At 69.1% G+C, this 26,686-nt stretch carries 27 protein-coding genes; 19 read left to right on the top strand and 8 right to left on the bottom strand.

What is annotated here, in order from left to right; translation table 11 throughout:
- Positions 1-14: 14 nt before the first annotated feature.
- The 11 genes from rapZ to CGZ93_RS06735 all read left to right on the top strand — a co-directional run bounded on the left by rapZ (position 15) and on the right by CGZ93_RS06735 (position 8,861).
- The gene (gene rapZ, locus CGZ93_RS06780) at positions 15-911 is read left to right on the top strand and encodes an RNase adapter RapZ (RefSeq protein ID WP_267489718.1); all 897 of its coding nucleotides are present in this window, start codon (positions 15-17) and stop codon (positions 909-911) included.
- On the top strand, positions 908-1,876 hold the full coding sequence (locus CGZ93_RS06775; protein ID WP_094363384.1) for a gluconeogenesis factor YvcK family protein: 969 nt from the start codon (positions 908-910) through the stop codon (positions 1,874-1,876). The genes rapZ and CGZ93_RS06775 overlap by 4 nt, the downstream gene beginning before the upstream one ends.
- Positions 1,877-1,922: 46 nt before the next feature.
- Positions 1,923-2,903 (top strand): DNA-binding protein WhiA, encoded by a 981-nt coding sequence (gene whiA / locus CGZ93_RS06770; RefSeq protein WP_094363383.1) that lies wholly within the window; start codon positions 1,923-1,925, stop codon positions 2,901-2,903.
- Between the two features lie 144 nt (positions 2,904-3,047).
- On the top strand, positions 3,048-4,052 hold the full coding sequence (gap, locus tag CGZ93_RS06765) for a type I glyceraldehyde-3-phosphate dehydrogenase (RefSeq protein WP_094363382.1): 1,005 nt from the start codon (positions 3,048-3,050) through the stop codon (positions 4,050-4,052).
- A gap of 153 nt (positions 4,053-4,205) precedes the next feature.
- Positions 4,206-5,414, top strand: a complete 1,209-nt coding sequence (locus CGZ93_RS06760; RefSeq protein ID WP_094363381.1) for a phosphoglycerate kinase — start codon at positions 4,206-4,208, stop codon at positions 5,412-5,414.
- Positions 5,411-6,205, top strand: a complete 795-nt coding sequence (gene tpiA / locus CGZ93_RS06755) for a triose-phosphate isomerase (protein WP_094363380.1) — start codon at positions 5,411-5,413, stop codon at positions 6,203-6,205. The genes CGZ93_RS06760 and tpiA overlap by 4 nt, the downstream gene beginning before the upstream one ends.
- Before the next feature lie 13 nt (positions 6,206-6,218).
- Positions 6,219-6,359 (top strand): hypothetical protein, encoded by a 141-nt coding sequence (locus CGZ93_RS19360; RefSeq protein ID WP_229117255.1) that lies wholly within the window; start codon positions 6,219-6,221, stop codon positions 6,357-6,359.
- On the top strand, positions 6,317-7,003 hold the full coding sequence (locus tag CGZ93_RS06750) for a polymorphic toxin type 15 domain-containing protein (RefSeq protein ID WP_324252437.1): 687 nt from the start codon (positions 6,317-6,319) through the stop codon (positions 7,001-7,003). Before CGZ93_RS19360 ends, CGZ93_RS06750 begins: the two co-directional genes overlap by 43 nt.
- A 17-nt stretch (positions 7,004-7,020) precedes the next feature.
- Positions 7,021-7,266 (top strand): preprotein translocase subunit SecG, encoded by a 246-nt coding sequence (gene secG, locus CGZ93_RS06745; protein WP_094363400.1) that lies wholly within the window; start codon positions 7,021-7,023, stop codon positions 7,264-7,266.
- An 86-nt stretch (positions 7,267-7,352) separates the two neighbouring features.
- Positions 7,353-7,709 carry an RNA polymerase-binding protein RbpA gene (locus tag CGZ93_RS06740; protein ID WP_094363399.1) on the top strand — a complete coding sequence of 119 codons (357 nt, stop codon included), beginning with the start codon at positions 7,353-7,355 and terminating at the stop codon, positions 7,707-7,709.
- 204 nt (positions 7,710-7,913) lie between these two features.
- A complete protein-coding gene (locus tag CGZ93_RS06735; RefSeq protein WP_141211111.1) occupies positions 7,914-8,861 on the top strand; it encodes a type IV toxin-antitoxin system AbiEi family antitoxin domain-containing protein in 948 nt (315 codons plus the stop codon).
- Positions 8,862-8,984: 123 nt separating this feature from the next.
- Here CGZ93_RS06735 and pgl read toward each other — a convergent pair whose 3' ends face one another.
- From pgl to tkt, 5 genes are read right to left on the bottom strand one after another with little or no spacing between them, the layout of a single operon-like run.
- Positions 8,985-9,686, bottom strand: coding sequence for a 6-phosphogluconolactonase (pgl, locus tag CGZ93_RS06730; RefSeq protein ID WP_094363377.1), 702 nt, complete (start codon positions 9,684-9,686; stop codon positions 8,985-8,987).
- On the bottom strand, positions 9,683-10,816 hold the full coding sequence (locus CGZ93_RS06725) for a glucose-6-phosphate dehydrogenase assembly protein OpcA (RefSeq protein ID WP_094363376.1): 1,134 nt from the start codon (positions 10,814-10,816) through the stop codon (positions 9,683-9,685). The genes pgl and CGZ93_RS06725 overlap by 4 nt, the downstream gene beginning before the upstream one ends.
- A gap of 12 nt (positions 10,817-10,828) precedes the next feature.
- Positions 10,829-12,400, bottom strand: coding sequence for a glucose-6-phosphate dehydrogenase (gene zwf / locus CGZ93_RS06720; protein ID WP_229117253.1), 1,572 nt, complete (start codon positions 12,398-12,400; stop codon positions 10,829-10,831).
- A 47-nt stretch (positions 12,401-12,447) separates the two neighbouring features.
- Complete coding sequence (gene tal, locus CGZ93_RS06715) at positions 12,448-13,554, bottom strand: transaldolase (protein ID WP_094363375.1); 1,107 nt, start codon at positions 13,552-13,554, stop codon at positions 12,448-12,450.
- A gap of 29 nt (positions 13,555-13,583) precedes the next feature.
- Positions 13,584-15,791, bottom strand: coding sequence for a transketolase (gene tkt, locus CGZ93_RS06710; protein WP_094363374.1), 2,208 nt, complete (start codon positions 15,789-15,791; stop codon positions 13,584-13,586).
- Between the two features lie 223 nt (positions 15,792-16,014).
- Here tkt and CGZ93_RS06705 point away from each other — a divergent pair, with 223 nt between their 5' ends.
- The 5 genes from CGZ93_RS06705 to CGZ93_RS06685 all read left to right on the top strand — a co-directional run bounded on the left by CGZ93_RS06705 (position 16,015) and on the right by CGZ93_RS06685 (position 20,611).
- A complete protein-coding gene (locus CGZ93_RS06705) occupies positions 16,015-16,953 on the top strand; it encodes a heme o synthase (protein ID WP_407643930.1) in 939 nt (312 codons plus the stop codon).
- A 124-nt stretch (positions 16,954-17,077) separates the two neighbouring features.
- Positions 17,078-17,719, top strand: a complete 642-nt coding sequence (locus CGZ93_RS06700) for an ABC transporter permease (RefSeq protein WP_094363373.1) — start codon at positions 17,078-17,080, stop codon at positions 17,717-17,719.
- A complete protein-coding gene (locus tag CGZ93_RS19865) occupies positions 17,716-18,900 on the top strand; it encodes an ABC transporter ATP-binding protein (RefSeq protein WP_094363372.1) in 1,185 nt (394 codons plus the stop codon). Before CGZ93_RS06700 ends, CGZ93_RS19865 begins: the two co-directional genes overlap by 4 nt.
- Positions 18,900-19,640, top strand: coding sequence for an ABC transporter permease (locus tag CGZ93_RS06690; protein ID WP_094363396.1), 741 nt, complete (start codon positions 18,900-18,902; stop codon positions 19,638-19,640). Before CGZ93_RS19865 ends, CGZ93_RS06690 begins: the two co-directional genes overlap by 1 nt.
- On the top strand, positions 19,640-20,611 hold the full coding sequence (locus CGZ93_RS06685; RefSeq protein WP_094363371.1) for a glycine betaine ABC transporter substrate-binding protein: 972 nt from the start codon (positions 19,640-19,642) through the stop codon (positions 20,609-20,611). Before CGZ93_RS06690 ends, CGZ93_RS06685 begins: the two co-directional genes overlap by 1 nt.
- Here the strand turns inward: CGZ93_RS06685 and CGZ93_RS06680 are convergent.
- The 3 genes from CGZ93_RS06680 to CGZ93_RS06670 are packed head-to-tail and all read right to left on the bottom strand — an operon-like array spanning position 20,598 to position 22,932.
- Complete coding sequence (locus CGZ93_RS06680) at positions 20,598-21,479, bottom strand: COX15/CtaA family protein (protein ID WP_094363370.1); 882 nt, start codon at positions 21,477-21,479, stop codon at positions 20,598-20,600. The two genes, CGZ93_RS06685 and CGZ93_RS06680, sit on opposite strands and share 14 nt — an antisense overlap.
- Positions 21,467-22,231 carry an ABC transporter permease gene (locus tag CGZ93_RS06675; protein WP_094363369.1) on the bottom strand — a complete coding sequence of 255 codons (765 nt, stop codon included), beginning with the start codon at positions 22,229-22,231 and terminating at the stop codon, positions 21,467-21,469. The genes CGZ93_RS06680 and CGZ93_RS06675 overlap by 13 nt, the downstream gene beginning before the upstream one ends.
- On the bottom strand, positions 22,228-22,932 hold the full coding sequence (locus CGZ93_RS06670; protein WP_229117252.1) for an ABC transporter ATP-binding protein: 705 nt from the start codon (positions 22,930-22,932) through the stop codon (positions 22,228-22,230). The genes CGZ93_RS06675 and CGZ93_RS06670 overlap by 4 nt, the downstream gene beginning before the upstream one ends.
- 264 nt (positions 22,933-23,196) lie before the next feature.
- On the opposite strand from CGZ93_RS06670, the gene CGZ93_RS06665 reads away from it, so the two are divergent.
- From CGZ93_RS06665 to sufD, 3 genes are all read left to right on the top strand, one after another.
- On the top strand, positions 23,197-23,973 hold the full coding sequence (locus CGZ93_RS06665) for a helix-turn-helix transcriptional regulator (protein ID WP_407643929.1): 777 nt from the start codon (positions 23,197-23,199) through the stop codon (positions 23,971-23,973).
- Positions 23,966-25,396 carry a Fe-S cluster assembly protein SufB gene (sufB, locus tag CGZ93_RS06660; protein WP_094363368.1) on the top strand — a complete coding sequence of 477 codons (1,431 nt, stop codon included), beginning with the start codon at positions 23,966-23,968 and terminating at the stop codon, positions 25,394-25,396. Before CGZ93_RS06665 ends, sufB begins: the two co-directional genes overlap by 8 nt.
- Positions 25,397-25,480: 84 nt before the next feature.
- On the top strand, positions 25,481-26,686 hold the full coding sequence (gene sufD, locus CGZ93_RS06655) for a Fe-S cluster assembly protein SufD (RefSeq protein ID WP_094363367.1): 1,206 nt from the start codon (positions 25,481-25,483) through the stop codon (positions 26,684-26,686).

The following is a 26,686-nucleotide window of genomic DNA, read 5'->3' as shown; positions in this document are numbered from 1 at the left end:
ATAATGTGGCTGTGGTGAACCCCTCGACCAGCCCGGCGAATCCCGGCCCGACCGAGTCCGACATCCGCGTGGTGATCGTCACCGGGATGTCCGGTGCCGGTCGGCGGACCGCGGCCCACGCACTGGAGGACCTCGGCTGGTATGTCGTGGACAACCTGCCGCCGGTGATGCTGCCGCAGCTCTATGACCTGGCCCGCTCCGAGGGGCTGACCAAGCTCGCCACGGTGCTCGACGTGCGCGGTCGTGAACTGTTCGAGGAGCTGCCGGGGGTGTTCGCCCGGCTGGAGGCCGGAGGTACCGTCCCGGAGATCCTGTTCATCGAGGCCAGCGACGAGGTGATCGTGAAGCGGCAGGAGTCGTCGCGGCGGCCGCACCCGCTGCAGGGCGACGGCCGGATGCTGGACGGGGTGCGCCGGGAGCGGGAACTGCTCGCCACCCTGCGCGCCGGGGCCGATCTGGTGATCGACACCTCGGCGATGAACGTGCACCAGCTCACCTCACGCGTCGCGCACGCCTATGACGGCGAAGGGTCCGACCGGCTGCGGGTGACGCTGATGTCGTTCGGGTTCAAGAACGGCATCCCGATCGACGCCGACATGGTGATCGACGTGCGGTTCCTGCCCAACCCGCACTGGGTGCCCGAGCTGCGGCCGCAGAGCGGGCTGAACCGACCCGTCTCGGAATATGTGCTGCGGCAGCCGGCCGCCGGCCCGTTCCTGCAGCAGCTGCAGGCGCTGATGATCACCGTCGCCGCCGGCTATCTCAACGAGGGCAAGCGGTTCGCCACAGTGGGCATCGGATGTACCGGCGGCAAGCACCGCTCCACGGCGATGGCCGAGGAACTCGGCAGCCGGCTGCGCGAGATCGGCATGCCGACCAAGGTGCTGCACCGGGACCTGGGGCGCGAATGAGCGTACGTCGTTTCGATCTGGCCTTCGACCGGCTGCCCTCGGTGACCGCGTTCGGCGGTGGCCACGGACTGTATGCCTCGCTGTCGGCCCTGCGCCGGGTCACCGACCGGCTGACCGCCGTGGTGACGGTCGCCGACGACGGCGGGTCGTCGGGGCGATTGCGCGCCGAGTTCGACTGTCTGCCGCCCGGCGACCTGCGGATGGCGCTGGCCGCGCTCTGCGGAGACGACCACTGGGGGCGTACCTGGGCCGATGTGCTGCAGTCCCGGTTCGGCGGCGAGGGGTCGCTCGGCGGCCACGCCGTCGGGAACCTGCTGATCCTCGGCCTGTGGGAGAAGTTCGGGGACCCGGTGGCCGGGCTGGACATGGTGGCCGAGCTGCTCGGCGCCAAGGGCCGGGTGCTGCCGATGTCGTCGGTGCCGCTGGAGATCGTGGCCGAGGTGATCGGGGTCGACCCGCTGCGGCCCGACGAGATCTCCGAGGTACGCGGGCAGGCGCAGGTGGCCAAGAACCCCGGCGAGGTGCACTCGGTACGCCTGGAGCCGCACGATCCGCCGGCGCGGCCGGAGGTGATCGAGGTGGTCCGGGAGACCGACTATGTCGTGCTCGGGCCCGGGTCGTGGTTCACCTCGGTGATCCCGCACCTGCTGGTCCCCGACCTGGCCGAGGCGCTGACCGAGACCTCCGCCCAACGCTTCCTGGTGCTCAACCTGCGGCCCGCCGAAGAGACCGACGGCTATTCGGCCAGCCAGCACCTGGAGATCCTGGCCGACCACGCACCGCGGCTCCGGCTGGACGCGGTGATCGCCGACGAGAGTTTCGCCCGCGACGATCGACACCTGGCGAACTACGCCGCCTCCCTGGGGGCGGACCTGGTGGTGGCCGATCTGGCCATGCGGGACGGCTCCGCCCGCCATGACCCATTGCGGTTGGCCTCGATCTTCGCTGAACTGATGGGGGTCTGATATCAATGGGCATCTTGCCCGCCAACGAAGGGAACCGGAACCGGCGATGGCTCTGACGCATCAGGTGAAGGCCGAGCTGGCCACGGTGCCCGTGACCAAGCCCTGCTGCCGCCGGGCCGAGGTCGCCGCAACCCTTCGGTTCGCCGGGGGACTGCACCTGGCCGGGGGCCGGATCGTGATCGAGGCCGAACTGGACACGGGGGCGGCGGCCCGGCGGCTGCGGACCGCGATCACCGAGGTGTTCGGGCACGAATCGGATCTGGTGGTGGTCACCGGGTCCGGGATCCGGCGGGGCACCCGCTATGTGGTGCGAGTGATCAGGGACGGCGAGGCGCTGGCCCGGCAGACCGGGCTGATCGACTCCCGTGGCCGTCCGGCCCGGGGGCTGCCGCCGCAGGTGGTCAGCGGAGGAGCGTGCGACTGCGTGGCCGCCTGGCGTGGCGCCTTCCTGGCGCACGGTTCGCTCACCGAACCCGGCCGGTCGATGTCGCTCGAGGTGACCTGCCCCGGCCCGGAGACCGCGCTGGCGCTGGTCGGCGCCGCCCGACGACTCAACATCTCCAGCAAGGCCCGTGAGGTGCGCAATGTGGACCGCGTGGTCATCCGCGACGGTGACGCGATCGCCGCCATGCTGACCCGGATGGGCGCGCACCAGTGCCTCCTGGTGTGGGAGGAACGCCGGATGCGCCGCGAGGTGCGGGCCTCGGCGAACCGCCTGGCCAACTTCGACGACGCCAACCTGCGCCGCTCCGCCCGGGCCGCCGTCGCCGCCGGAGCCAGGGTCGAGCGTGCCCTGGAGATCCTCGGCGAGGACGTGCCCGAGCACCTGCGCGCCGCCGGCGTGCTGCGCGTGCAGAACAAGCAGGCGTCGCTGGAGGAACTCGGCCAGCTGCACACCCCGCCGCTGACCAAGGACGCGGTGGCCGGCCGGATCCGCCGGCTGCTGGCGATGGCCGACAAGCGCGCCGCCGACCTCGGCATCCCGAACACCGAGGCCAGCCTCAGCCCGGACATGCTCGAGGACTGAGGCGGCGAGGGCAACGCACCCTCAGGCGTACCAGTTGGCAACCGGTCCCATGTCAGGCGGCCGAACGGCGACCGCTAGGGTGATTGGTGTCCGACAAGTCGGGCCGGAGAGGCCCGCGACACGCCTCCGAAGGAGCAACCCAGCATGACCGTGAAGGTTGGAATCAACGGCTTCGGCCGTATCGGCCGCAACTTCTACCGCGCCCTGGTGGCCTCGGGTGCGGACATCGAGGTCGTTGGCGTCAACGACCTGACCGACAACAAGACCCTGGCCCACCTGCTCAAGTACGACTCGATTCTGGGCCGGTTCCCCGGCGATGTGAGCTTCGACGACGAATCGATCACCGCCGGCGGCCAGACCTTCAAGGCGTACGCCGAGAAGGACCCGGCGAACCTGCCGTGGGGCGAGCTGGGTGCCGACATCGTGATCGAGTCCACCGGTTTCTTCACCGACGCCACCAAGGCCAAGGCGCACCTCGACGCCGGCGCCAAGAAGGTGATCATCTCCGCCCCGGCGAAGAACGAGGACATCACCGTGGTGATGGGCGTCAACGACGACAAGTATGACCCGTCGGCGCACAACATCATCTCCAACGCGTCCTGCACCACCAACTGCCTGGCGCCGATGGCCAAGGCCCTCAACGACGAGATCGGCATCGTCAAGGGTCTGATGACCACCATCCACGCCTACACCCAGGACCAGAACCTGCAGGACGGCCCGCACAAGGACCTGCGCCGCTCCCGCGCCGCCGCGCTGAACATGGTGCCGACCACCACCGGCGCGGCCAAGGCCGTCGCCCTGGTGCTGCCCGAGCTGAAGGGCAAGCTGGACGGGTATGCCATGCGCGTGCCGACCCCGACCGGTTCGGCCACCGACCTCACCTTCGAGGCCTCCCGCGAGGTCACCGTCGACGAGGTCAACGCCGCGGTGAAGAAGGCGGCCGAGGGGCCGATGAAGGGCTATCTCGTCTATACCGAGGACCCGATCGTGTCCAAGGACATCGAGACCGACCCGGCCTCCTGCATCTTCGACGCCGGCCTGACCAAGGTGATCGGCAACCAGGTGAAGGTGCTCGGCTGGTACGACAACGAGTGGGGTTACTCCAACCGTCTGGTCGACCTGGTCAAGCTGGTCGGCGAGAAGCTCTGACCCACCCGATTCTGCTGCCCAGCAAGAGAATCTGATGCCGAACGGGGCCGTACGCCGAGCGCTGCGGCCCCGTTCTGCTTCCCGCCCGCCGATGTTGGCTGAGCCTGTCGAAGCCACCCACCGCACGCACCCGCGTACCCGAAAGGAACACCCATGAAGTCCATCGCCGACCTCGGCGACCTCCGCGGCAAGAAGGTCCTGATCCGCTGCGACCTGAACGTCCCGCTCGACGGTGACCGGATCACCGACGACGGCCGGATCAAGGCGTCGTTGCCCACCCTGACCCAGCTGCTCGATGTCGGCGCCCGGGTGATCGTGCTCGCCCACCTCGGCCGGCCCAAGGGTCAGGTCAAGCCCGAGTTTTCGCTTGCCCCGGCCGCCAAACGGCTCGGTGAGCTGCTCGGCCGCGAGGTGAAGCTGGCCGACGACGTGGTCGGGGAGTCCGCCCAGCAGCTCGCCGACGCCCTCGGCGACGGTGAGATCATGCTCTGCGAGAACGTTCGCTACGAGCCGGCCGAGGAGTCCAAGGACGAGACCGAGCGCGGAGAGCTGGCCAAGGCGTACGCCGCCCTGGTCGGCCCGGACGGAGTGTTCGTCTCCGACGGGTTCGGCGTGGTGCACCGCAAGCAGGCGTCTGTCTATGACGTGGCCAAGCTGCTGCCGAACGCCGCCGGTCTGCTGGTGCAGAACGAGGTCGAGGTGCTGCAGCGGCTCACCACCGACACCCAGGAGCCCTACGTCGTGGTGCTCGGCGGTGCCAAGGTGTCCGACAAGCTGAAGGTGATCGACAACCTGCTCGCCAAGTCCGACACCCTCGTCATCGGTGGCGGCATGGTGTTCACCTTCCTGAAGGCCAAGGGTTACGAGGTCGGCAAGTCGCTGCTCGAGGGCGACCAGGTGCAGACCTGCCAGGAATACCTCGATCGCGCCGAGGCCGAGGGCAAGCAGATCCTGCTGCCGACCGACATCGTCGTCGCACCGGAGTTCAAGGCCGACGCCCCGCCCACGGTGGTCGCCGCCGACGCGATGCCGGCCGATCAGCTCGGCCTGGACATCGGCCCCGAGTCGGCCCAGGCGTTCGGCAACGTGATCCGTTCGGCAAGGACGGTGTTCTGGAACGGCCCGATGGGGGTGTTCGAGATGGACGCGTTCGCCGCCGGCTCGAGGGAGGTCGCCGAGGCGTTGACCAAGGTGCACGGGCTGTCGGTGGTCGGTGGCGGCGACTCCGCCTCCGCCGTACGCCACCTCGGCTTCTCCGACGACCAGTTCGGACACATCTCCACCGGTGGTGGGGCGTCGCTGGAATACCTTGAGGGCAAGGAATTGCCGGGTCTCACCGTGCTGGAGGAGGGCGACCGATGAGCGAGCGTACGCCGCTGATGGCGGGCAACTGGAAGATGAACCTGAACCACGTCGAGGCCAACGGGCTGGTGCAGAAACTGGCGTGGACGCTGAAGGACCATCGCTGGGACCCGGCGAAGTCGGAGGTGGTCGTGCTGCCGCCGTTCACCGACCTGCGCACCGTGCAGACCCTGATCGAGGGTGATCGGCTGGAGATCGGCTACGGGGCCCAGGACGTGTCGGTGCACGACTCGGGCGCCTACACCGGTGAGGTGTCGGCCGAGATGCTGGCCAAGCTGGGCTGCCGCTATGTGGTGGTCGGGCACTCCGAGCGGCGGCAGTATCACGCCGAGACCGACGACGTGGTCGCGGCCAAGGCGGTCAAGGTGCTGGAGCGGGACATGATCCCGATCATCTGCGTCGGCGAAGGACTGGACGTGCGCAAGGCGGGCGACCAGGTGGCGTACACCCTGGAGCAGGTGGCCGGCTCGATCGCCGGGATCGGTGACGACGCGCTGGCCACCTGCGTGATCGCCTACGAACCGGTGTGGGCGATCGGCACCGGCGAGGTCGCCACCCCCGAGGACGCGCAGGAGGTGTGTGGCGCGATCCGGCGATTCCTGGCCGAGGAGCGGCACATCGAGCTGGCTGACAAGGTGCGGATCCAGTACGGCGGTTCGGTGAAGTCGGGCAACGTCGCCGAGATCATGGCCCAGCCGGACGTCGACGGCTGCCTGGTCGGCGGGGCGAGCCTGCAGGCCGACGAGTTCGCCGCGATCGCCCGGTTCTACGACCTGCCCAGCATCGGCTGAGCAGTCCCGGGCGATGTCGAAGGGAACGGTCGTCCTCAAGGGATTCGTCCGCGACCTCCTGGACGATCTGCTGCGGCAGCTGGACAGGGTCGCCACCAGAAACATGACGAGCTGGCGGGAAAGCTCGGCAAGCAGGTCGGTGGCGATCTGCTGAAGCACAACAGGTGCACGGCCAAGCCCGGACCAGAACTGCAGAAGAAGCTGGACGCCGACCCCTGGCTCCGCCGCGAGTACGAACGCCAGGTCAGGCTCCAGGAGAAGGGTCTGCACTCGATGTCGGTCGAGGACTTCCTGCGCGGCTACACCCGCACCGGCAAGGCCCAGAGCGAGATGCGGGATCGGTTCGACAACATGGTCCAGAAGCGCGTCGATTGTGGCGAGCTGACCGAGGCCGAGGCCAAGGAGATGAAGGATTCCCGGGCGGCGCTGCACAACCCTGACCCTCGCGGCGGCGGCATGGACCGGTCCGACGTGATGTCGCTGGGCGACCGCAGCGTGGCCGCGGCCTTCTCCAGCATCGACCGTGGTATGGACATGCGGCTGGCCGACGACTCCTCGGCATCAAGGCGGCGCTGGCGGCGTACGGGCCGGTCGCCCACGATCAGGTGTACGCCTTCAACCAAGCCCTGCCGCTGGCGGGGGATGCGGCCCGCACCACCGAGCATCTGTCCATCCAGTCCGCCGCGGCCCATCTGGCCTTTCTCAGCACGCTGCCGGGCCTTGGTTGATCCCGCGACGGGGCCGTTGCTGTCGCCGTTTGGGCGAATCGGCCGGTCGGAGTTAGAGTTGCGCCCGTGATTCTGCTGCCTCTGGCCATGAAGTGGCCCATCCTGGTGGTGACCATCCTGCTGGGCCTGACGAGCGTGATCCTCGCGCTGATGGTGCTCATGCACAAGAGCCGCGGCGGCGGGATGTCCGACCTGTTCGGCGGGGGCATGTCCACCTCGCTCGGCGGCACCTCGATCGCCGAGCGCAACCTGGACCGGATCACCATCATCATCGGCACCATCTGGTTCGCCTGCATTCTGGGTCTGCTGGCCCTGTACAAGTTCCTGTCCTGAGGCACGCGGCCTCCTCCCAGCACAAATGTTCAACCCCCCGTTCGCGGGTCAATCAGGCCTCAAGCCATGACGAAGGAGACATGCACGTGGTAGGTGGCAGTGCCATCAGGGGTAGCCGGGTCGGCGCCGGACCGATGGGTGAGGCGGAGCGGGGCGACGCCGCGCCGCGGCTGTACGTGTCGTACTTCTGCGCCAACTCACATGAGACCCGCCCGGCCTTCGCCGCCGACGCCCAGGTCCCGGAGAACTGGGACTGTCCGCGGTGCGGCCTGCCCGCCAACCTGGACGCGGAGAACCCGCCGCCGCCGCCCAAGACGACGCCCTACAAGACGCACCTGGCCTACGTGAAGGAGCGTCGCAGCGACTCCGAGGCCGCCGCGATCCTGGACGAGGCGCTCTCCGCGCTGCGCGCCCGCCGCGCCGCCGGCGAAGTCATCTACTGACCCCCTTCTCGCTCACGCTTATCGGTCAATTGTCCCGCGCACCCAACTGGGTGCGCGGGACTGTTGTCTGGTGAGCGTGAACCAAGGTCGGCGCCGAGGGGTGCGCTGTCACCGCAGAGGGAAATCTGTGGACAGAATTCGTCGGCGGAAACTGCTCCTGTGGAGAACGCCCATCGGGGTTGCGGAGCCTGTTTGATCGGGGTCATGGACGAATGGGTGTTCACGACCGAGCAGCTCACCGAGATGGGCTGGAACACGGAGAAGATCCGTTCCGCGGTGCGCGGCGGGGAGTTCGTGCGGATCCGGAACGGGTTCTATCGACCGGGTACGCCGGCCGACGAGTTCGAGCGGCAGGACTGGACGCCGGAGGACTATCAGCTGCGACACCGCTGCCTGATCCAGGCCGCCGGGGCCGTGATCTCCGACGACACAGTGCTCAGTCACCGCAGCGCCGCGGTGCTGCACGGGTTGCCGTTGCCGCCCGGGCTGCTGCGTCGGGTCGACCTGCTGCGGGACGGCGTGGACGGAGCCAGGCGTACGCCGACCGCGCACCACCGGCGGGCACCACTGCCGACCGACGATCGGACCGTCATCGAGGGGTTGCCGGTCACCGGACTGGCCCGGACGGTGGCCGACCTGATCCGCACGTTGCCGTTCCGGGACGCCCTGGCGGTGCTCGACGTGGGACTGGCCCGCGGGGTGACGGCCGCCGAATTGGGCGTACGCCTGAAGCGCCGGGCGATCGGCAACCCGCAGGCCCGCCAGCTGCTGGAGCTGGGGGATGAGGCTTCCGAGTCGCCGGGTGAGTCCCGGTGCAGGGCGACGATGGCCCTGGCCGGGATCCCGCGGCCGGTGTGCCAGTTCGTGGTGGCCGACACCTGGGGGCGGGAGATCGCCCGGTGCGACTTCGCCTGGCCGGATCTGGGTCTGGTGGGGGAGTTCGACGGGCTCACCAAATATGGCCGGCTGCTGAAACCCGGACAGAGCTCCAACGACGCGATCCGCGACGAACGGCTGCGCGAGGCCAGGATCCGGAACGCCGGCCTCTGGTGCGTACGCTGGATCGACGCCGAATTGCGTGACCTGAACCGCTTCCGGGAGGGTTTCCGCGACGCGGCCCGCTGCGCCCGCACGCTCCGCGACGCCGCCTGACTCCTCGCCCCCTCCGCTCACGCTTATCGCTCACCGCTCACGCGCCCCCAATTGGGGTCGCGGGACAATTGACCGATAAGCGTGAGCGGAGGGGGTGGGCGGTCGGGCGGCAGGAGGGGCGGGTCAGCGGGAGGGGACGGCGGCCTGGTCGACGAACCAGACGGTACGCAGGCGGCCCTTGACGCGCCCGGCGGGGAGGTCCCGGTCGCCCGCGATCGCGCGGGCGGCGGCTGGCGCCTTCTCGTCCCCGGCCACGATCAGCCATACCTCGGCGGACTTGTTGATCACCGACAGGGTCAGGCTGAGCCGCTCCGGCGGCGGCTTGGGGGAGTCGGTCACGCCGATCACCGAGCCGGAGGCCGCGCTGGAGGGGTGGTCGGGGAACACCGACGCCACGTGGCCGTCGGGCCCCATCCCCAGCAGGCAGATGTCGAAGCGGGTGTCGCCGAGCTCGGTCGCATACTGCACCGCGGCCTGATTCAGATCGGCCAGACCACCCTCCGCCGGCATCGGGTGCACCTTGGCCGGGTCGAGGGGGATGGTGGCGGCGAGCAGGGCCAGCGTCTGGCCGGCATTGCGGTCGGGGCTCTCGGTGGCCACGAAGCGCTCGTCCCCCCACCAGAACTCCACCCGCTTCCAGTCGACGGTGTTGTCGCCCTGGCCATCGGCCAACTGCTGGTACATCCGGTTGGCGATCCGGCCCCCGGTGAGACACACCTGGACCACCCGGTCCTGGTCGCCCTGCAGCTGGCTGAGGGAACGGCGCAGCTGATGGGCCACGGTCGCGGCCAGATCGTCGGCGTCGGTGCAGCTCACGACGGTCATCCGTTGGTCCTTCCGCTCGCCTTCCTGGTGGACCTGGCAGGCGTCTTCTTCGCGGATGCTGCCTTCGCCGGCGCCGTCTTCCTGGCCGCGGTCGTCTTCTTCGCGGCGCTGGTCGTCTTCTTCGCGGCGCTGGTCGACTTCTTCGCCGGTGCGGCCTTCTTCGCCGCCGCCGTCTTCTTCGCAGGGGCGGACTTCCGCGCCGCCTTCTTGGCCGCGGTACGCCGGGTCGCCCGCTCCAACCGCGTCACCAGCATCTGGCTGGCGGCCTCGAAGATGTCGTCGTGGTCCATCCGGCGCAGCTCCTCGGCGAGCAGCTGGTTCACCTCGCGGCGCCGCAGCGCCACGAGCCGCTTCGGCTGGCCGGGCACCAGATAGGAGGCCAGCAGGCCGTCCTCGCGGGTGATCGCGATGTCACCGGCCGGGGTGGTCATCCGCACGGCGGTGATCCCCGGACCGCGGGAGTCGACCCGCTGCACGTCGACCTTGAGCCGGCACTCCAGCCAGGCGGCGAGCAGGTTGGCCGGAGCGTTGTCGCGGGCCGCCTCGATGCTGACCGCGCTGATCGGCGCCGGATACTGGTCCAGGGAGGCCGCCAGCAGCACCCGCCACGGCGTGATCCGGGTCCAGGTCAGGTCGGTGTCACCCGGCGCATGGTGCCGCGCCCGCACCTCGAGCGCCTTGAGCGGTCGGACCGCCCCCATCGCGTCGGTGATCCGACGGTCGCCGAGCGCGCCCAGCGGGTCGCGTCCGGGATCCTCCGGAGAGTTGCCGGGCCACCAGACCACGACCGGCGTGTCGGGCAGCAGCAGCGGCAGCACCACCGAGTCGGCGTGCCGCGCGATGTCGCCGGCCACCCGGACCACGATGATCTCCCCGGGCAGTTCACCGATCCGCACCTCGGCATCCAGTCGGTGCCGGCGGCCCCGCCCGGTGACCACGATCAGGATCCGCGACGGGTGTTCCCGGCCGGCGGCCAGGCAGGCCTGGAGTGCGTCGTCGAAGTTCCGCTCCTCGACCGGGACGATCAGCGTCAGCACCATGCCCGAGGCCGGCGAACCGATCGAACGGCGCGCCTTCACGATGGCCGAGGAGATCTTGGCGGAGGTGGTGTCGTTCAGCTCGATGATCATGGGAGTCTCCGATCAGGGCCGGCGCCAGGCGCGGCCGTCGCGGGCGAGCATCTCGTGGGCGCTGGAGGGACCCCAGGAACCCGCCTGGTAGTCCTCCGGAGGCGTACCCAGGCTCGCCCAGTGGTCGAGAATCGGGTCCAGGATCATCCAGGACAGCTCGACCTCCTCCCGCTGCGGGAACAGCGGTGGTTCGCCCAGCAGCACGTCCAGGATCAACCGTTCGTACGCCTCAGGGCTGGTCTCGGTGAACGAGCCGCCGTAGGCGAAGTCCATGTTCACCTGACGGATCTCCATCTGGGTGCCCGGCACCTTGGCGCCGAACTGCAGGGTGATCCCCTCATCGGGCTGGATCCGCATCACCAGCGCGTTGTGCCCGAGTTCCTCGGTGTCGGTGTCGGTGAACGGCAGGTGCGGGGCCTTCTTGAACCCCAGCGCGACCTCGGTGACCCGCCGCGCCAACCGCTTGCCGGTGCGCAGATAGAACGGCACTCCGGCCCAGCGACGGTTGTCGATGTCGACCCGGATCGCGGCGAACGTCTCGGTGGTCGAGGACCGGTCGATGCCCTCCTCCTGGACATAGCCGCGCACCTTCTCACCGCCTTGCCAGCCGGCGGCGTACCGGCCGCGCGCGGTGTGCGCGGCCAGGTCCTGCGGCGGCCGGGTCGCGGCCAGCACCTTCTGCTTCTCGGTGCGCAGTTGGCTGGCCTCGAACGAGTTGGGCTCCTCCATCGCGGTAAGCGCGAGCAGCTGCAGCAGGTGGTTCTGGATCACGTCGCGGGCCGCGCCGATGCCGTCGTAGTAGCCAGCCCGGCCGCCGATCCCGATGTCCTCGGCCATCGTGATCTGCACGTGGTCGATGTAGTTGTTGTTCCAGATCGGCTCGAACAGCTGGTTGGCGAAGCGCAGCGCCAGCATGTTCTGCACGGTTTCCTTGCCCAGGTAGTGATCGATCCGGAAGACCGAATGGGGCGGGAACACCGAGGACACGGTCCGATCCAGCTCACGCGCCGACTCGAGGTCGTGCCCGAACGGCTTCTCGATCACCACCCGGCTCCAGGAACCGTTGCGGCTCTCGGCCAGCCCGTGCTTGCGCAGCTTGCCGACCACCGTGTCGAACAGCCCCGGTGGCAGCGACAGATAGAACGCGTGGTTGCCGCCGGTGCCGCGGATCTGGTCCAGCTCCGTGATGGTCTGCTTCAGGGAGGCGAACGCGTTGTCGTCGGTCAGGTCGCCCGGCACGAACCGGATCCCTTCGACCAGTTGCTTCCACACCTCTTCACGAAACGGTGTGCGCGCGTGCTGGCGTACCGAGTCGTGCACGATCTTCTCGAAGTCCTGATCCGCCCAGTCGCGCCGGGCGAAGCCGACCAGTCCGAAACCGGGCGGCAGCAGTCCCCGGTTGGCGAGGTCATAGACGGCCGGCATCAGCTTCTTGCGGGACAGGTCGCCGGTGACACCGAAGATGACCAGGACGCAGGGGCCGGCGATCTGCGGCAGCCGACGGTCCTGCGGGTCGCGGAGCGGGTTCACCTGCCCCAGGGCCGCCGCGAGATCCTTCGGGTTGTGCCGGATCGCGTCTGCCACGCTCAACTCCTTGTTCGTCAGGGTTTGGTACGCCTCAGCCGTACGCCTCAGCGCTTCTGCAGGGCGGTCTTGACCGTCTCCACCAGCTCGGACCAGGACTTGTCGAACTTCTCGACGCCCTCGTCCTCCAGCACCTTGACCACGTCATCGAGGTCGATCCCGGCCTCCTCCAGCGCCTTCATGGTGGCGCGGGCGTCGTCCAGGTGTGGGGTGACCGCATCGGCCACCACCTCACCGTGGTCGGCGAACGCGTCCATCGTCTTCTCCGGCATGGTGTTCACGGTGCCGGGGACGATCAGGTCGGCGACATAGAGGGTGTCGGGATAGGCCGGGTCCTTGACCCCGGTGGACGCCCAGAGCGGACGCTGGGCGTTGGCTCCCTTGGCCTTGAGCGCGGCGAACCGCTCCCCGGACTCGAACACCTGCTGGTACAACTCGTACGCGAGTCGGGCGTTCGCGACCGCCGCCTTCCCCTTCAGCCCGCTGGCCTGCTCCCCGCCCAGCTTGTCCAGCCGCTTGTCCACCTCGGAGTCGACCCGGGAGACGAAGAAGGAGGCCACCGAGTGCAGCCGGGACAGGTCACGGCCCTGTTCGGCGGCCTTCTCCAGCCCGGCCAGATAGGCGTCCATCACCCCCTGATAGCGCTCCAGGGAGAAGATCAGCGTCACGTTGACCGAGATCCCGTGCCCGATCACCTCGGTGATCGCCTCCAGCCCCTCGAGGGTGGCCGGGATCTTGATCAGCACATTGTCCCGGCCCACCATCTCGGCCAGCTCACGGGCCTGGGCGATGGTGCCGGCGGTGTCGCGGGCCAGCCCGGGCTCGACCTCGATCGACACCCGGCCGTCGACCCCGTCGGTGGCGCGGTTGGTCGCCGACATCACGTCGCAGGCGGCGCGCACGTCGTCGGTGGTGATCTGCTTGATCGCGTCCTCGACGCTCACCCCGCGGTCGCGCAGGATCCGCACCTGGGACTCATAGGACTCCCCGTCGGCCAGCGCACCGGCGAAGATGGTCGGGTTGGTGGTCACTCCCGTGACGGAGGACTCGGCCACCAGCCGGGCCAGGTCACCGGAGCTGATCCGCTGCCGGGACAGGTCGTCCAGCCAGATCGAGACGCCGGCGTCGGAGAGCTTCTTCAGTCGATCGGACATGTCTTCTCCTTGGTTCTCGGACGTGCGGGTCACTGCTTCTGGGCGATCATCGCGTCGGCGGTGCCGACCGGTCCGTGCGCCCGGCGGGGGAGCGCGGCGCGCGGGTCCTTGGCGGCCTGGATGCTCTCCCTGGCCGCGGCGACCACGTGCTCGGCGGTGAAGTCGAGCTTCTCGAACAGCAGGGTGCCGGCGGCCGAGGCGCCGAAGTGCTCCAGGCTGACGGCGCGACCGGCGTCACCGATCAGGTCGAGCCAGCTCATCGAGATACCGGCCTCGACCGACACCCGGGCCCGCACCTCGAGCGGGATGACCGACTCGCGATAGGCGTCGTCCTGCTCGTCGAACCACTCGCGGCACGGCATCGACACGACCCGGGCGGACACGCCCTCGCCGGCCAGCTGCTCGGCCGCACCGACGGCGTACTGCACCTCGGAGCCGGTGGCGATCAGGATCACCTCGGGGGTCTGCGCGTCGCCGAAGTCCTTCAGCACATAGCCGCCGCGGGAGACCTCGGAACCGTCGGCGAAGCCGTCGGTGCCGCGCGGGAAGGTGGGCACGTTCTGGCGGGTCAGTGCCAGCGCCGAGGGCCGGTCGAGGTGGCCGAGCACGGCCTTCCAGCAGGCGATCGTCTCGTTGCCGTCGGCCGGGCGGATGACGTCCAGGCCGGGGATGGCGCGCAGCGCGGTGAGCTGCTCCACCGGCTGGTGGGTCGGGCCGTCCTCGCCGACGCCGATCGAGTCGTGGGTCCACACGTAGGTGACCGGCAGCTTCATCAGCGCGGCCAGGCGTACCGGAGGACGCATGTAGTCGGAGAACACCATGAACGTGCCGCCATAGATGCGGGTCGGGCCGTGCTGGGCGACGCCGTTCATGATCGCGCCCATCGCGTGCTCGCGGATGCCGAAGTGCAGCACCCGGCCATATTCGGAGCCGGAGAACATCTTGCTCTGCCGCTCGGCGGGCAGGAAGCTCGGCTCACCCTTGGGGGTGGTGTTGTTCGATCCGGCCAGGTCGGCCGAGCCGCCCCACAGCTCGGGCAGCTTCGGCGCGGCGGCGCTGAGAAACTCACCGGAGGCGGCGCGGGTGGCGACCCCCTTCTCGTCGGCGTCATAGCTCGGCAGGTCGGCGTCCCAGCCCTCGGGCAGCTCGCGCGCCTGCAGCCGCTCGAACAGCTTCGCGTTGTCGGCGTTGGCGGACTTCCAGGCGTCGAACTGCTTGTTCCACTCGGCCTGGGCCTGCTCACCGCGCTCGGCGAGCTTGCGGGTGTGCGCGATCACCTCGTCGGCGACCTGGAAGTCCTGCTCGGGGTCGAGACCGAGGATCTTCTTGGTGGCGGCCACCTCCTCCTCGCCGAGGGCGGCGCCGTGCGCCTTGCCGGTGCCCTGCAGCTTCGGCGCCGGCCAGCCGATGATGGTGCGCAGCTGGATGAACGAGGGCTTGTCGGTCACCTTGCGGGCGGCCTCGAGCGCGTGCTTCAGCGCGACCAGGTCCTCGACATAGCTGCCACCGCCGTCGGGGGTGTCCTGGCCGTCGCGGTCGCGTACCCATTCGACGGTCTGCACGTGCCAGCCGTACGCCCGGTAGCGCTCGGCGACGTCCTCGGAGAACGCGATGTTCGTGTCGTCCTCGATCGAGATCCGGTTGTCGTCCCAGATCAGCGTCAGCGCGCCCAGCTGCTGGGTGCCGGCCAGCGAGGACGCCTCGGCCGACACGCCCTCCTGCAGGTCACCATCGGAGGCCAGGCAGTAGATGTGGTGGTCGAACACCGACTCGCCCGGCTTCGCGTCGGGATCGAACAGGCCGCGCTCGCGGCGGGCCGCCATCGCCATCCCGACCGCGTTGGCGACGCCCTGACCGAGCGGACCGGTGGTCGTCTCGACGCCGAGCGTGTGGCCGTACTCGGGGTGGCCCGGGGTCTTGGAACCCCACGTGCGCAACGACTTCAGGTCGTCCAGCTCGAGCCCGAAGCCGCCCAGATAGAGCTGGCAATAGAGGGTCAGCGAGGAGTGCCCGCAGGACAGCACGAACCGGTCGCGGCCGGGCCAGTGCACATCGGCCGGGTTGTGCCGCATCACCTTCTGGAACAGCAGGTAGGCCGCAGGGGCCAGGCTCATCGCCGTCCCCGGGTGCCCGTTGCCCACCTTCTGCACCGCATCGGCGGCCAACGCGCGCGCAGTGTCCACGGCCCGGGAGTCCAGTTCGGTCCAGCCTTCGGGGTGGTGGGAGGCATTCGTCACGGAGGGTTCCTTTCACAGGTTCTGCGGCATTCGGCCAACGGCCGTCCATCTTGGCACGGTGACGGTCACGGAATGGTCACGACCGACACTACTGCGTGGGACCAGCGCTGGGGCAGCCCCCTCCCGGTGGTTCGGTTTTCGCCCCTCGCGAGTTCGGTCGTACACTTCGGGGGACCCGCGAACCGGGCGACGACGCGCACGAAGAGAGCTGGAGAACATTTCTGTGACCCACACCGATGCCCACCCCGTGGTGGCGACGGCCGGTGTGTCGGCCAAGACCTGGCGCGATGTCGTCAAGGCCTACGTCGCGCTGACCAAACCACGGGTCGTCGAGTTGTTGCTGGTCACCACCGCCCCGGCGATGTTCCTCGCCGCGCACGGCGTACCCAATCTCGTGCTGGTGTTCTGGACCCTGGTCGCCGGCGCGCTCGCCGCGGCCAGCGCGAACACCTTCAACTGCGTGCTCGACCGCGACATCGATGAGAAGATGCGCCGCACCCGGCGCCGCCCGATGCCGCGGCACCAGGTCGAGCCGATCCAGGGGACCGTCTTCGGGATCGTGCTCGGCGTCCTCGCCACGCTGTTGTTCGGACTGTTCGTGAACTGGCTGTCGGCGGCCCTGGCGCTGGCGGCGAACGCGTTCTATGTCCTCGTCTACACGATGTGGCTGAAGCGCACGATGTCGCAGAACATCGTCTGGGGCGGCATCGCCGGCTGCTTCCCGCCGCTGATCGGCTGGACCGCGGTGACCAACTCGGTCGCCCTGGCCCCCTTCGTGCTGTTCGCGATCGTGTTCTTCTGGACCCCGCCGCACACCTGGGCGCTGGCGTTCCGCTATCGCGCGGACTATGCCGCCGCGGAGGTGCCGATGCTGCCGGTGGTGATGTCGGCACCGCGGGTGGCGAAGCGGATCCTGGTCTATTCGGTGCTGATGGTGCTCACCTCGCTGGCGCTGTGGCCGATCGCCGGGACCGGCTGGTTGTACCCGGCGGTGGCCGCCGTCGGCGGTGTCGTGTTCCTGTGGGAGTCCGTGCAGCTGCTGCGCCGGGCCAACGCCGGGGCCGACGACGTCGAGCTGAAGCCGATGCGGCTGTTCCACTGGTCGAACAGCTATCTGGCGCTGATCTTCCTGGCCGCGGCCGTCGACCCACTGCTGTTCTGAGCCGCACCCTGGAACGGGACGGTCTCGATTTGGTGACGAAGTCGGGGTTGTCGTCAGCGAAGTGGTCCATGGCACCGTGACTGGCTAGCGTCGGACGCTACTGCCGACAGAGAGGCCGAACCCCGTGGCCGATTTCATCGCTGAGCGGTGGGCGGACATCGCCTTCCGGTCCTATCAGCACGTCAGCCTGGTGGTCCAGGCCATGATCCTGGCGACCATCATCGCGATCGCCCTCGCCGTCCTCGTGGTCGGGCGGTCCCGCCTCGAGGCGCTGGCCAACGGCATCTCCGCCGTCGGCCTGACCATCCCGTCCTTCGCGCTGCTGGGCCTGCTGCTGCCGCTGGTCGGCATCGGTGCGCTCCCCGCGGTGATCGCGGTCGCGTTCTATGGGGTGCTGCCGATCCTGCGCAACGCGATCGTCGGCCTCGCCGGGGTGGACCGCAACCTGCTGGAGTCCGCCAAGGGGATGGGGATGAACCCCCTGGTCACCTTCTGGAAGGTACGCCTGCCGCTGGCCTGGCCGGTGATCATGGCCGGGCTGCGGGTGTCCACCCAGATGTCGATGGGGGTGGCCGCGATCGCGGCGTACGCCCTCGGCCCCGGCCTGGGCACCTACATCTTCACCGGACTGACCCAGATCGGCGGCAAGAACGCGCTCAGTTATGCGCTGGTCGGCACCGTCGGTGTGGTCATCCTCGCCGTCATCCTCGACTGGGGGCTGCTGCTGATCGGTCGTTTCACCACCTCGAAGGGAATCCGCGCATGAGCGACAACCAGTCCGGTGTCGAGATCGAGCTGATCGACGTCACCAAGAAGTACGCCGGCCAGGCCAAACCGGCGGTCGACTCGCTGTCGCTGACCATCCCGGCCGGGGAGATCGTGATGTTCATCGGCCCCTCCGGCTGCGGCAAGACCACCTCGCTCAAGATGATCAACCGGCTGATCGAACCCTCCTCGGGCACCATCCGGATCAACGGCAAGGACATCAACGACAGCGACCCCGACGAGCTGCGCCGCAATATCGGCTATGTGATCCAGGGCGGCAGCCTGTTCCCGCACCTCACCGTGGCGCAGAACGTGGGCATGGTGCCGGGCCTGCTCAAGTGGGACAAGCAACGCACCCGGAACCGGGTCGATGAACTCCTGGACATGGTGGGCCTGGACCCGGCGCGCTATCGCGACCGCTTCCCCCGGGAACTCTCCGGCGGTCAGCAGCAGCGCGTCGGAGTGGCCCGTGGGCTGGCCGCCGACCCGCCGGTGGTGCTGATGGACGAGCCGTTCGGTGCGGTGGACCCGATCACCCGGGCCCGGTTGCAGGACGAGCTGATGAGCATCCAGGAAGAACTGCGCAAGACGATCGTCTGCGTCACCCACGACATCGACGAGGCGGTCAAGCTGGGCGATCGGATCCTGCTGCTGCGCGAGGGCGCGCACATCGCCCAGTACGACACGCCGGAGGTGCTGCTGGGTGCGCCGGCCGACGACTACGTGGCCGATTTCGTCGGCAGCGGGTCCACGCTCAAGCAGCTCAGCCTGCAGCGCGTCTCGGAGATCGAACTCAGCCACCCGACCACCGCGCGCGTCGGCAGCCGGGTGAAGGACGCCATCAAGACGGCCGAACGCAACGGTGACGAGGCGGTGATCGTGCTCGACGAGCGCAACCGTCCCAAGGGCTGGGTGTGGACGCGCAATCTCCGCGGCGAGCTCATCGAGGGTCACCAGCACCCCGCCTTCAGCACCGTGGACCACCGTTCCACGCTCGCCGACGCCCTGGACACGATGCTCGCTTCCGGCCACGGCGGCGCCGTTGTCACCGGTGTCCGCGACGAATATCAGGGCGTGGTCTCCTTCCGTGCGATCACCGAACGGATCCGCGAGATCGACCAGGCCGCGGCCGAGCGTCAGCGACAGGACCCCAAGCAGCCGGTCGAGGCGGGGGAACGGTGATGCGGGATCGGCTCACCAGAGAGCAGATCGGCCTGTTGGTCGGCCTGCCGATCATGGTGCTGGTGGTCTTCGGCGGCTGGCTGATCTGGCGTTCCACCGCCGAGCTGGACTCGATCGAGTCGCGTCAGCTGGCCTGGGCCACGATCGGCCAGCTGACCCGCGAGCACATCGTGATCACCGTGATCTGCACGTTGGTGGTGGTGTGCACCGCGATCCCGATCGGGATCGCGCTGACCCGCCCGGGCGTACGCCGGATCGCCCCCGTGGTGGAGGCGGTCGCCAACGCCGGACAGGCCGCCCCGGCCATCGGCCTGCTGGTGCTGCTGGCGATCTGGATCGGCTTTGGGCTCGGCACCGCGGTGCTGGCGCTGTCGTTGTATGCCTTCCTGCCGGTGCTGCGCAACACCATCACCGGCCTGCAGGCGGTGGACCCGAGCCTGGTCGAGGCCGGTCGGGGGATGGGCATGTCGGCACTGGCCGTGCTGTTGCGGCTCGAACTGCCGATGGCGATCCCGGTGATCATGGCCGGCGTACGCACCGCCCTGGTGCTGGTCGTCGGCACCGCCACCTTCGCCACCTTCATCAACGCCGGCGGCCTCGGCGCGCTGATCCAGACCGGGATCACCCTGTTCCGGTTCAAGGTGCTGGTCAGCGGCGCCCTGCTGGTCGCCCTGCTCGCCCTGATCGTCGACTGGATCGGGCGGGTACTCGAGATGCTCGTCAAGCCGAAGGGACTGTGATGTACAGCCGCGCGATCCGACTGTTCACCCCGCTGCTGCTGCTCACCGTGCTGCTGGCCGGCTGCGGACTCGGCACCGCCGGAGGCTTCGCACCGACCGGCAAGCTCGCTGGCGCGTTGGCCGGTGCCCCGCGCCTGGACGGGGTGAGCATCAAGGTGGGTTCGAAGAACTTCTCCGAGCAGCTGCTGCTGGGCAAGATGGCGGTGATCCTGTTCCAGTCCGCCGGCGCCAACGTGCAGGACCTGACCAATATCCCGGGTTCGCAGAGCGCCCGTCAGGCGATGCTGCAGAAGCAGACCAACTTCCAGTGGGAATACACCGGCACCGCCTGGGTCTCCTATCTCAAGCAGGAAAAGGCGATCCCCGATGAGCAGGGTCAGTGGCAGGCGGTCAAGGACGCCGACGCGAAGAACGGTCTGGTCTGGCTCAAGCCGGCCCCGATGAACAACACCTACTCGTTCGCGATGACCGACAAGACGAAGCAGAAGCTCAACATCCGCACCATGTCGGAGCTGCAGAAGGTGCCGGTCGACCAGCTCACCTTCTGCCTCGAATCCGAGTTCGCCAACCGAAACGACGGATTCCAGCCCTGGTTGAAAACCTACGGCCTGCCCGACCTGCCGCCGCAGAACATCAAGACCCTGGACACCGGCGCCATCTACGAGGCGACCGCGCAGGGACTGTGCAACTTCGGTGAGGTGTTCACCACCGACGGTCGGATCAAGGCGCTCAACCTGACCGTGCTCGAGGACGACAAGAAGTACTTTCCCAACTACAACGTCGCCCCGGTGATCACCACCGAGCTCAACGAAAAGGCGCCGCAGCTGGAACAGCTGCTCGCCCCGGTCCAGGCCAAGCTGGACAACCAGACCCTGTTGGATCTGAACGCCCGGATCGACGTCGACGGCGAGGACGCGGTCGACGTCGCCTGGGACTGGCTGCAGTCCCAGGGTTTCCTCAGCGCGTCGTGACCCGGCGTACGCCCCAGAGGACGTTCGCGGCGAGGGCGGTGACCACGGCCACGCCGACCATGTGCAGGGCGACGATCCAGATCGGCAGCCCGTTGAAATACTGCAGATAGCCGACCAGACCCTGGAACAGCACGGCCACCCCCAGCCAGAGCAGGCTGCGCGAGCGCGTGACCAGCCAGCAGGCGACCATCGCGATGATCACCGCCCACACGCTCCAGGCATGCGCCTTGGCGACGATCTCCAGGGTGAACCCGGTGCGCGCGGCGTCGGCGTCACCGCTGTGCGGGGCCGAGCCGGTGACCAGGGTGCCCAGCACCACCGACAGCATCACCAACCAGAAGGTGACCCGGGCCAGCGCCTGGCCGCGCGCGTCGGTCGGGTCGGGCGGGACCCGGTACGCCCGGCGTACCAGCAGCACCAGCACCACGATCAGCGCCACCGACACCAGCAGGTGCGAGGCCACCACGTAGGGGTTCAGCTTCGTCAGCACGGTGATCCCGCCGATGATCGCCTGGGCCGGGATGCCGAGCGCGGACCAGAACGCCAGCCGGCGCAGGTCGCGCCGCGGGGCGCCCCGGTCGCGTACCCGCAGCGCGGCATAGAAGGTGCCGATCGCCAGCGCCACCAGCACGAAGGTGAGCAGCCGGTTGCCGAACTCGATCGCGCCGTGCAGCCCCATCCCTTGCGGGATCAGCGACTCGTTGGTGCACTTGGGCCAGGTCGGGCAGCCCAGCCCCGACTTGGTCAGCCGGACCAGCGCCCCGGTCAGGATCAGGCCCATGTTGCCGATCAGCGAACCGAGCGACCAGGCCCGCAGGGTCTTCCAACCCGAGTCGACGCCCACCGGCTCCTCGGTCACGACATCCATCGGAACACCTTTCTCGTCAACACAATCGTGGCCACGGCCCAGACCAGCAGCGCCGGCAGCGTCCACCAGTGGGTCTGCCCGGTACCGGCCCCGCGCAGGGCCTCGCCGAGCGCAGCCGTCGGCAGCAGCGCGACCACGGCACGGACCGGTTCGGGATAGCTCGCCAGCGGCACCAGGATGCCGCCGGCCCCCAGCAGCACCAGATGGATCAGGTTGGCCAGACCGAGGGTGAGCTCGGCGCGCAGGGTCCCGGCCAGCAGCAGTCCGAGGGCGGCGAAGGCGATCGTGCCGAGCAGCACCGCCAGCACCCCGACCAGCACCGGCGCCGGGCCCAGCACCAGCCGCCAGCCCAGCAGCAGCGCGACCAGCGTCAGCACCAGCAGCTGTCCGAGCAGCGTCACCAGCAGCCCGATCGCTTTGCCCAGCAGCAGGCCCGTGCGGGTCAGCGGGGTGGCGGCGAGTCGCTCGAGCACCCCGTAGCGGCGCTCGAAGCCGGTGCTGATCGCCAGCGAGGTGAACGCCGAGGACCACACGGCCATCGCCAGCACCGACGGCACGAGCAGTTCGGTGCCGAGGCCGAACCGGACCCCGAACAGCCGGCCGAGGATCAGGGCGCCGACCGGAATCACCAACGTCAGCAGCAGTTGCTCGCCGTTGCGGGCCAGCAGCCGGGCCTCGGTCAGCCCGTGCCGCCAGATCCGGCGGCCGGCCGGTGCGGCCCCGGGGGCGGGGGAGAGATCGAGGGTGGTCATCGCCCCTCCGGTCTCGTGGCGGTGAGGAACACGTCTTCCAGGGATCGCTCGGCGGTCAGTTCGGCGACCGGCCCGCTGAGCACCACGCGGCCGGCATCGATGATGTGTACGCCATCGGCCAGCGCCTGCGCCTCGTCCATCGCGTGGGTGGTGAGCAGCATCGACACCCCGGCCGACCTGAGCCGCTCCAGCAGCGACCACACCTGACGACGGACGTGCGGGTCGAGCCCGGCGGTGGGCTCGTCGAGCAGCACCAGCGCCGGCCGGCCGATCAGCGCGCCGGCCAGGTTGACCAGTTGCTGCTGCCCCCCGGAGAGCCGGCGATAGGGCGTACCGGAGAAGCGGTCGATGCCGAGCTCGGTGGCCAACGCGCCCACCGGCAGCGGGTGCGCGGCGAGCCCGGCCAGATAGGACAGCAGCTCCAGCGGCCGGATCCCCGACCAGGCTCCGACCGACTGGGGCATCACGCCGACCAGCCCGGCGGCCACCGCCTGATCGGGTCGCTGGCCGAACAGCTGGACGGTCCCGGAGTCGGGGGTGAGCAGGGTGGTGCAGCAGCGGATGGTGCTGGTCTTGCCGGCCCCGTTCGGGCCGAGCAGGGCGGTGATCTGCCCCTCGGGGGCGGTCAGCGAGAGCCCGTCCAGGATCCGGTTTCCGCCACGGGCGAGCCGCACGTCGGCGATCTCGAGGGCGGCTGGCACCCCGACAGTCTACGGCGGCGGATCGGGATCGGTGCCCGCCGAGGCTGTGGTGTGCGGCACGGCGGGGCGTTCACGTCCCCCTGCGCGGTTGGAGCCGTGAGCTCTGACCTGCAGTCTCCGAAACCGTTCATGATCAAACCCAGTGGGACTGGGTTTCGGTCGAGCCGATCCAGGAGACTGCAGGTCAGGGGTCACGGAGCCCCGGGGCGGGGGAGTTAGGTGACCCTTGCTTGTGTCGGGAAGAAATAACGCAAGAATGGCGTTGTGAAAAATATGCGAGTGGACCGGGACGACCCCGTGACCCTCGCCGAGGCTCCGGGTGTCACCCACCCGTCCGAGGTGGAGGGCGCGGATCACGACGCCTCCACCCGGCAGCGGGTGCAGCACTCGATCATGCAGCACGGGCCGTCCACGGCGGCCGAGCTCGCCGAGCGGCTCGAGCTCACCCCCGCCGCCATCCGCCGGCACCTGCAGGTGCTGATCGACCGCGGCGACCTGGTCGCCCGCGAGCAGCGGGTCTACGGCGCGCGGGGCCGCGGGCGTCCGGCCAAGGTGTTCGCGCTCACCGACGCCGGTCGGCAGGGGTTCCACCAGGCGTACGACGAGCTGGCCCGGGTCGCGCTGACCCAACTGGTCCGGGCCGCCGGTCCGGACGCGCTGGATCAGCTCGCCCGGGTGCGGATCGCCCAGGTGGAGCGGCACTACCACGAGATCCGGGACTGCGACCCCACGGCCAGCCCGGTGGACGCGATGGCCCGCGCCCTGTCCGCCGACGGTTACGTCGCCTCGGCACGCCCGGCCCGGGCCGGGGAGCAGCTCTGCCAGCACCACTGCCCGGTCGCCCACGTGGCCGCCGAATTCCCGCAGCTGTGCGAGGCGGAGACGAAGCTGTTCGGGGAGCTGCTCGGCGTACCCGTGCAGCGCTTGGCCACGATCGCCCAGGGCGACGGGGTCTGCACCACCCACATCTCGACGGCCGCCGGGTCGTCGCCGAAGAAGCACCTGCCAGATCCACGAGCGAGGGAGAATCGACATGACTGACCTGGAACAGCGGATCATGACCCAGGACGACACCCTGGAGGCGCTCGGCAGCTACGAATACGGCTGGCACGACCCCGATGTCGCGGGGGCCTCCGCCCGCCGCGGCGTGGACGAGGCGGTGGTGCGTGACATCTCCCGGCTGAAGGACGAGCCGGAGTGGATGACCGAGCTGCGGCTGAAGGGCCTGCGGCTGTTCGACAAGAAGCCGATGCCGACCTGGGGTGCCGACCTCGGCGACATCGACTTCGACAACATCAAGTACTTCGTCCGCTCCACCGAGAAGCAGGCGCAGACGTGGGACGACCTGCCCGCCGACATCAAGAACACCTACGACAAGCTGGGCATCCCCGAGGCGGAGAAGGCGCGGCTGGTCGCCGGCGTCGCGGCCCAGTATGAGTCCGAGGTCGTCTATCACAAGATCAACGAGGAGCTCGAGCGCCAGGGCGTCATCTTCCTCGACACCGACACCGCGCTGAAGGAGCACCCGGAGCTGTTCCGCGAGCACTTCGCCAGCGTGATCCCGGCCGGTGACAACAAGTTCTCCGCACTGAACACCGCGGTGTGGTCCGGCGGCTCGTTCATCTATGTGCCGAAGGGTGTGCACGTGGAGATCCCGCTGCAGGCCTACTTCCGGATCAACACCGAGAACATGGGCCAGTTCGAGCGGACGCTGATCATCGTCGACGAGGACGCCTACGTGCACTACGTCGAGGGCTGCACCGCACCGATCTACAAGTCGGACTCGCTGCACTCCGCGGTGGTGGAGATCATCGTGAAGAAGGGCGCCCGCTGCCGCTACACCACCATCCAGAACTGGTCCACCAACGTGTACAACCTGGTCACCAAGCGGGCCACCTGCGCCGAGGGCGCGACCATGGAGTGGATCGACGGCAACCTCGGCTCCAAGGTGACGATGAAATATCCGGCCGTCTATCTGATGGGTGAGCACGCCCGCGGTGAGACCCTGTCGATCGCGTTCGCCGGCGAGGGGCAGCACCAGGACGCCGGCTCGAAGATGGTGCACATGGCGCCGAACACGTCGAGCTCGATCGTCTCCAAGTCGGTCGCCCGGGCCGGCGGTCGCTCCTCCTATCGCGGCCTGGTCCAGGTGCAGCCCGGCGCGCACCACTCGGCCTCCACCGTGAAATGCGACGCGCTGCTGGTGGACCAGATCTCCCGCTCCGACACCTACCCCTATGTGGACGTCCGCGAGGACGAGGTGTCGATGGCGCACGAGGCGACGGTCTCCAAGGTGTCGGACGATCAGCTGTTCTATCTGATGTCGCGCGGCATCGAGGAGGACGAGGCGATGGCGATGATCGTGCGCGGCTTCATCGAGCCGATCGCCAAGGAGCTGCCGATGGAATATGCCCTGGAGCTCAACCGGCTGATCGAGCTGCAGATGGAGGGCGCGGTCGGCTGACGCCGGCTGAGCCTGTCGAAGCCCAACGCCGGCTGAGCCTGTCGAAGCCAATTCCAACCCAGAAAGAGAACCGCGACGTTGTCAGTGGACACCAAGCACACCCCGAACGTGCAGGGGGCGGTCGAGTCGAAGGTCGCCTCGCACCTGCACGCGCGACCCTCCTATGACCTGGCCGACCACCCCGTCCCCCAGGGCCGCGAGGAGATCTGGCGGTTCACCCCGCTGCGTCGGCTGCGCGGGCTGATGGAGGCCACCGGTACCGGTGCGCGACTCGACTGGCAGACCGCAACCCCCGCCCAGGTGACGATCGAGGCGATCAGCAGTGCCGACGCGCGGGCGCTCGGCGGGCGCGCCCCGAGCAACCGGCTCGCCGCGCTGGCCGCCGAGTACGCCGGCGGCGCCACTCGGGTCGACATCCCGGCCAACGTCGAGCTCACCGAACCGGTGGTGATCGACCTGACCGGCGGCTCGGCCGAGGACGTGGTGCACGGGCATGTGGTGGTCACCGTCGGCCACCACGCGCGCGCCACCATCGCGGTACGCCACCGCGGCTCGGCCACCTACAGCGCGCTGACCCAGGTGCTGGTGGGCGACGGCGCCGACGTCACCTTCGTCCAGATCGCCGACTGGGCCGATGACGCCGTGCACACCGGCCAGACCTCCTTCACCGTGGGCCGGGACGCCCAGCTGCGCAGCGTCGCGGTGTCCCTCGGCGGCGACCTGGTCCGGCTCGCCGAGACCGTGGAATACGCCGGCCCCGGCGGGTCGGCGGACCAGTACGGGCTCTATTTCGTGGATGCCGGCCAGCACATCGAGCACCGGCTGCTGGTTGACCACAACGCCCCGCGTACCCGCTCCAACGTCGACTATCGCGGCGCCCTGCAGGGAAAGCGGGCGCACAGCGTGTGGGTCGGCGATGTGCTGATCCGCAAGATGGCCGAGGGGATCGAAACCTATGAGTCCAACAAGAACCTGCTGCTGACCGACGGGTGCAAGGCCGACTCGGTGCCCAACCTGGAGATCGAGACCGGCGAGATCGAGGGGGCGGGCCACGCCTCCACCACCGGCCGGTTCGATGACCAGCAGCTGTTCTATCTGCGCAGCCGCGGGATCGACGAGGTCGAGGCGCGTCGCCTGGTGGTGCACGGCTTCTTCGCCGACATCATCCGCCGGATCGGCGTACCGGAGGTGGAGCAGCACCTGCTCACCGCCATCGAGGCAGAGCTGGCCAGCACCGTCGGCTCGCCCACACTGACCAACGAATCCGCCACCGAAGGTGAGGAAGCCTGA

It is taken from the genome of Enemella dayhoffiae (assembly GCF_002250625.1).
GTDB lineage: Bacteria > Actinomycetota > Actinomycetes > Propionibacteriales > Propionibacteriaceae > Enemella > Enemella dayhoffiae.
Note: the sequence above shows the minus strand (reverse complement) of the source record. Positions and strands in the feature narration are given on the sequence as shown.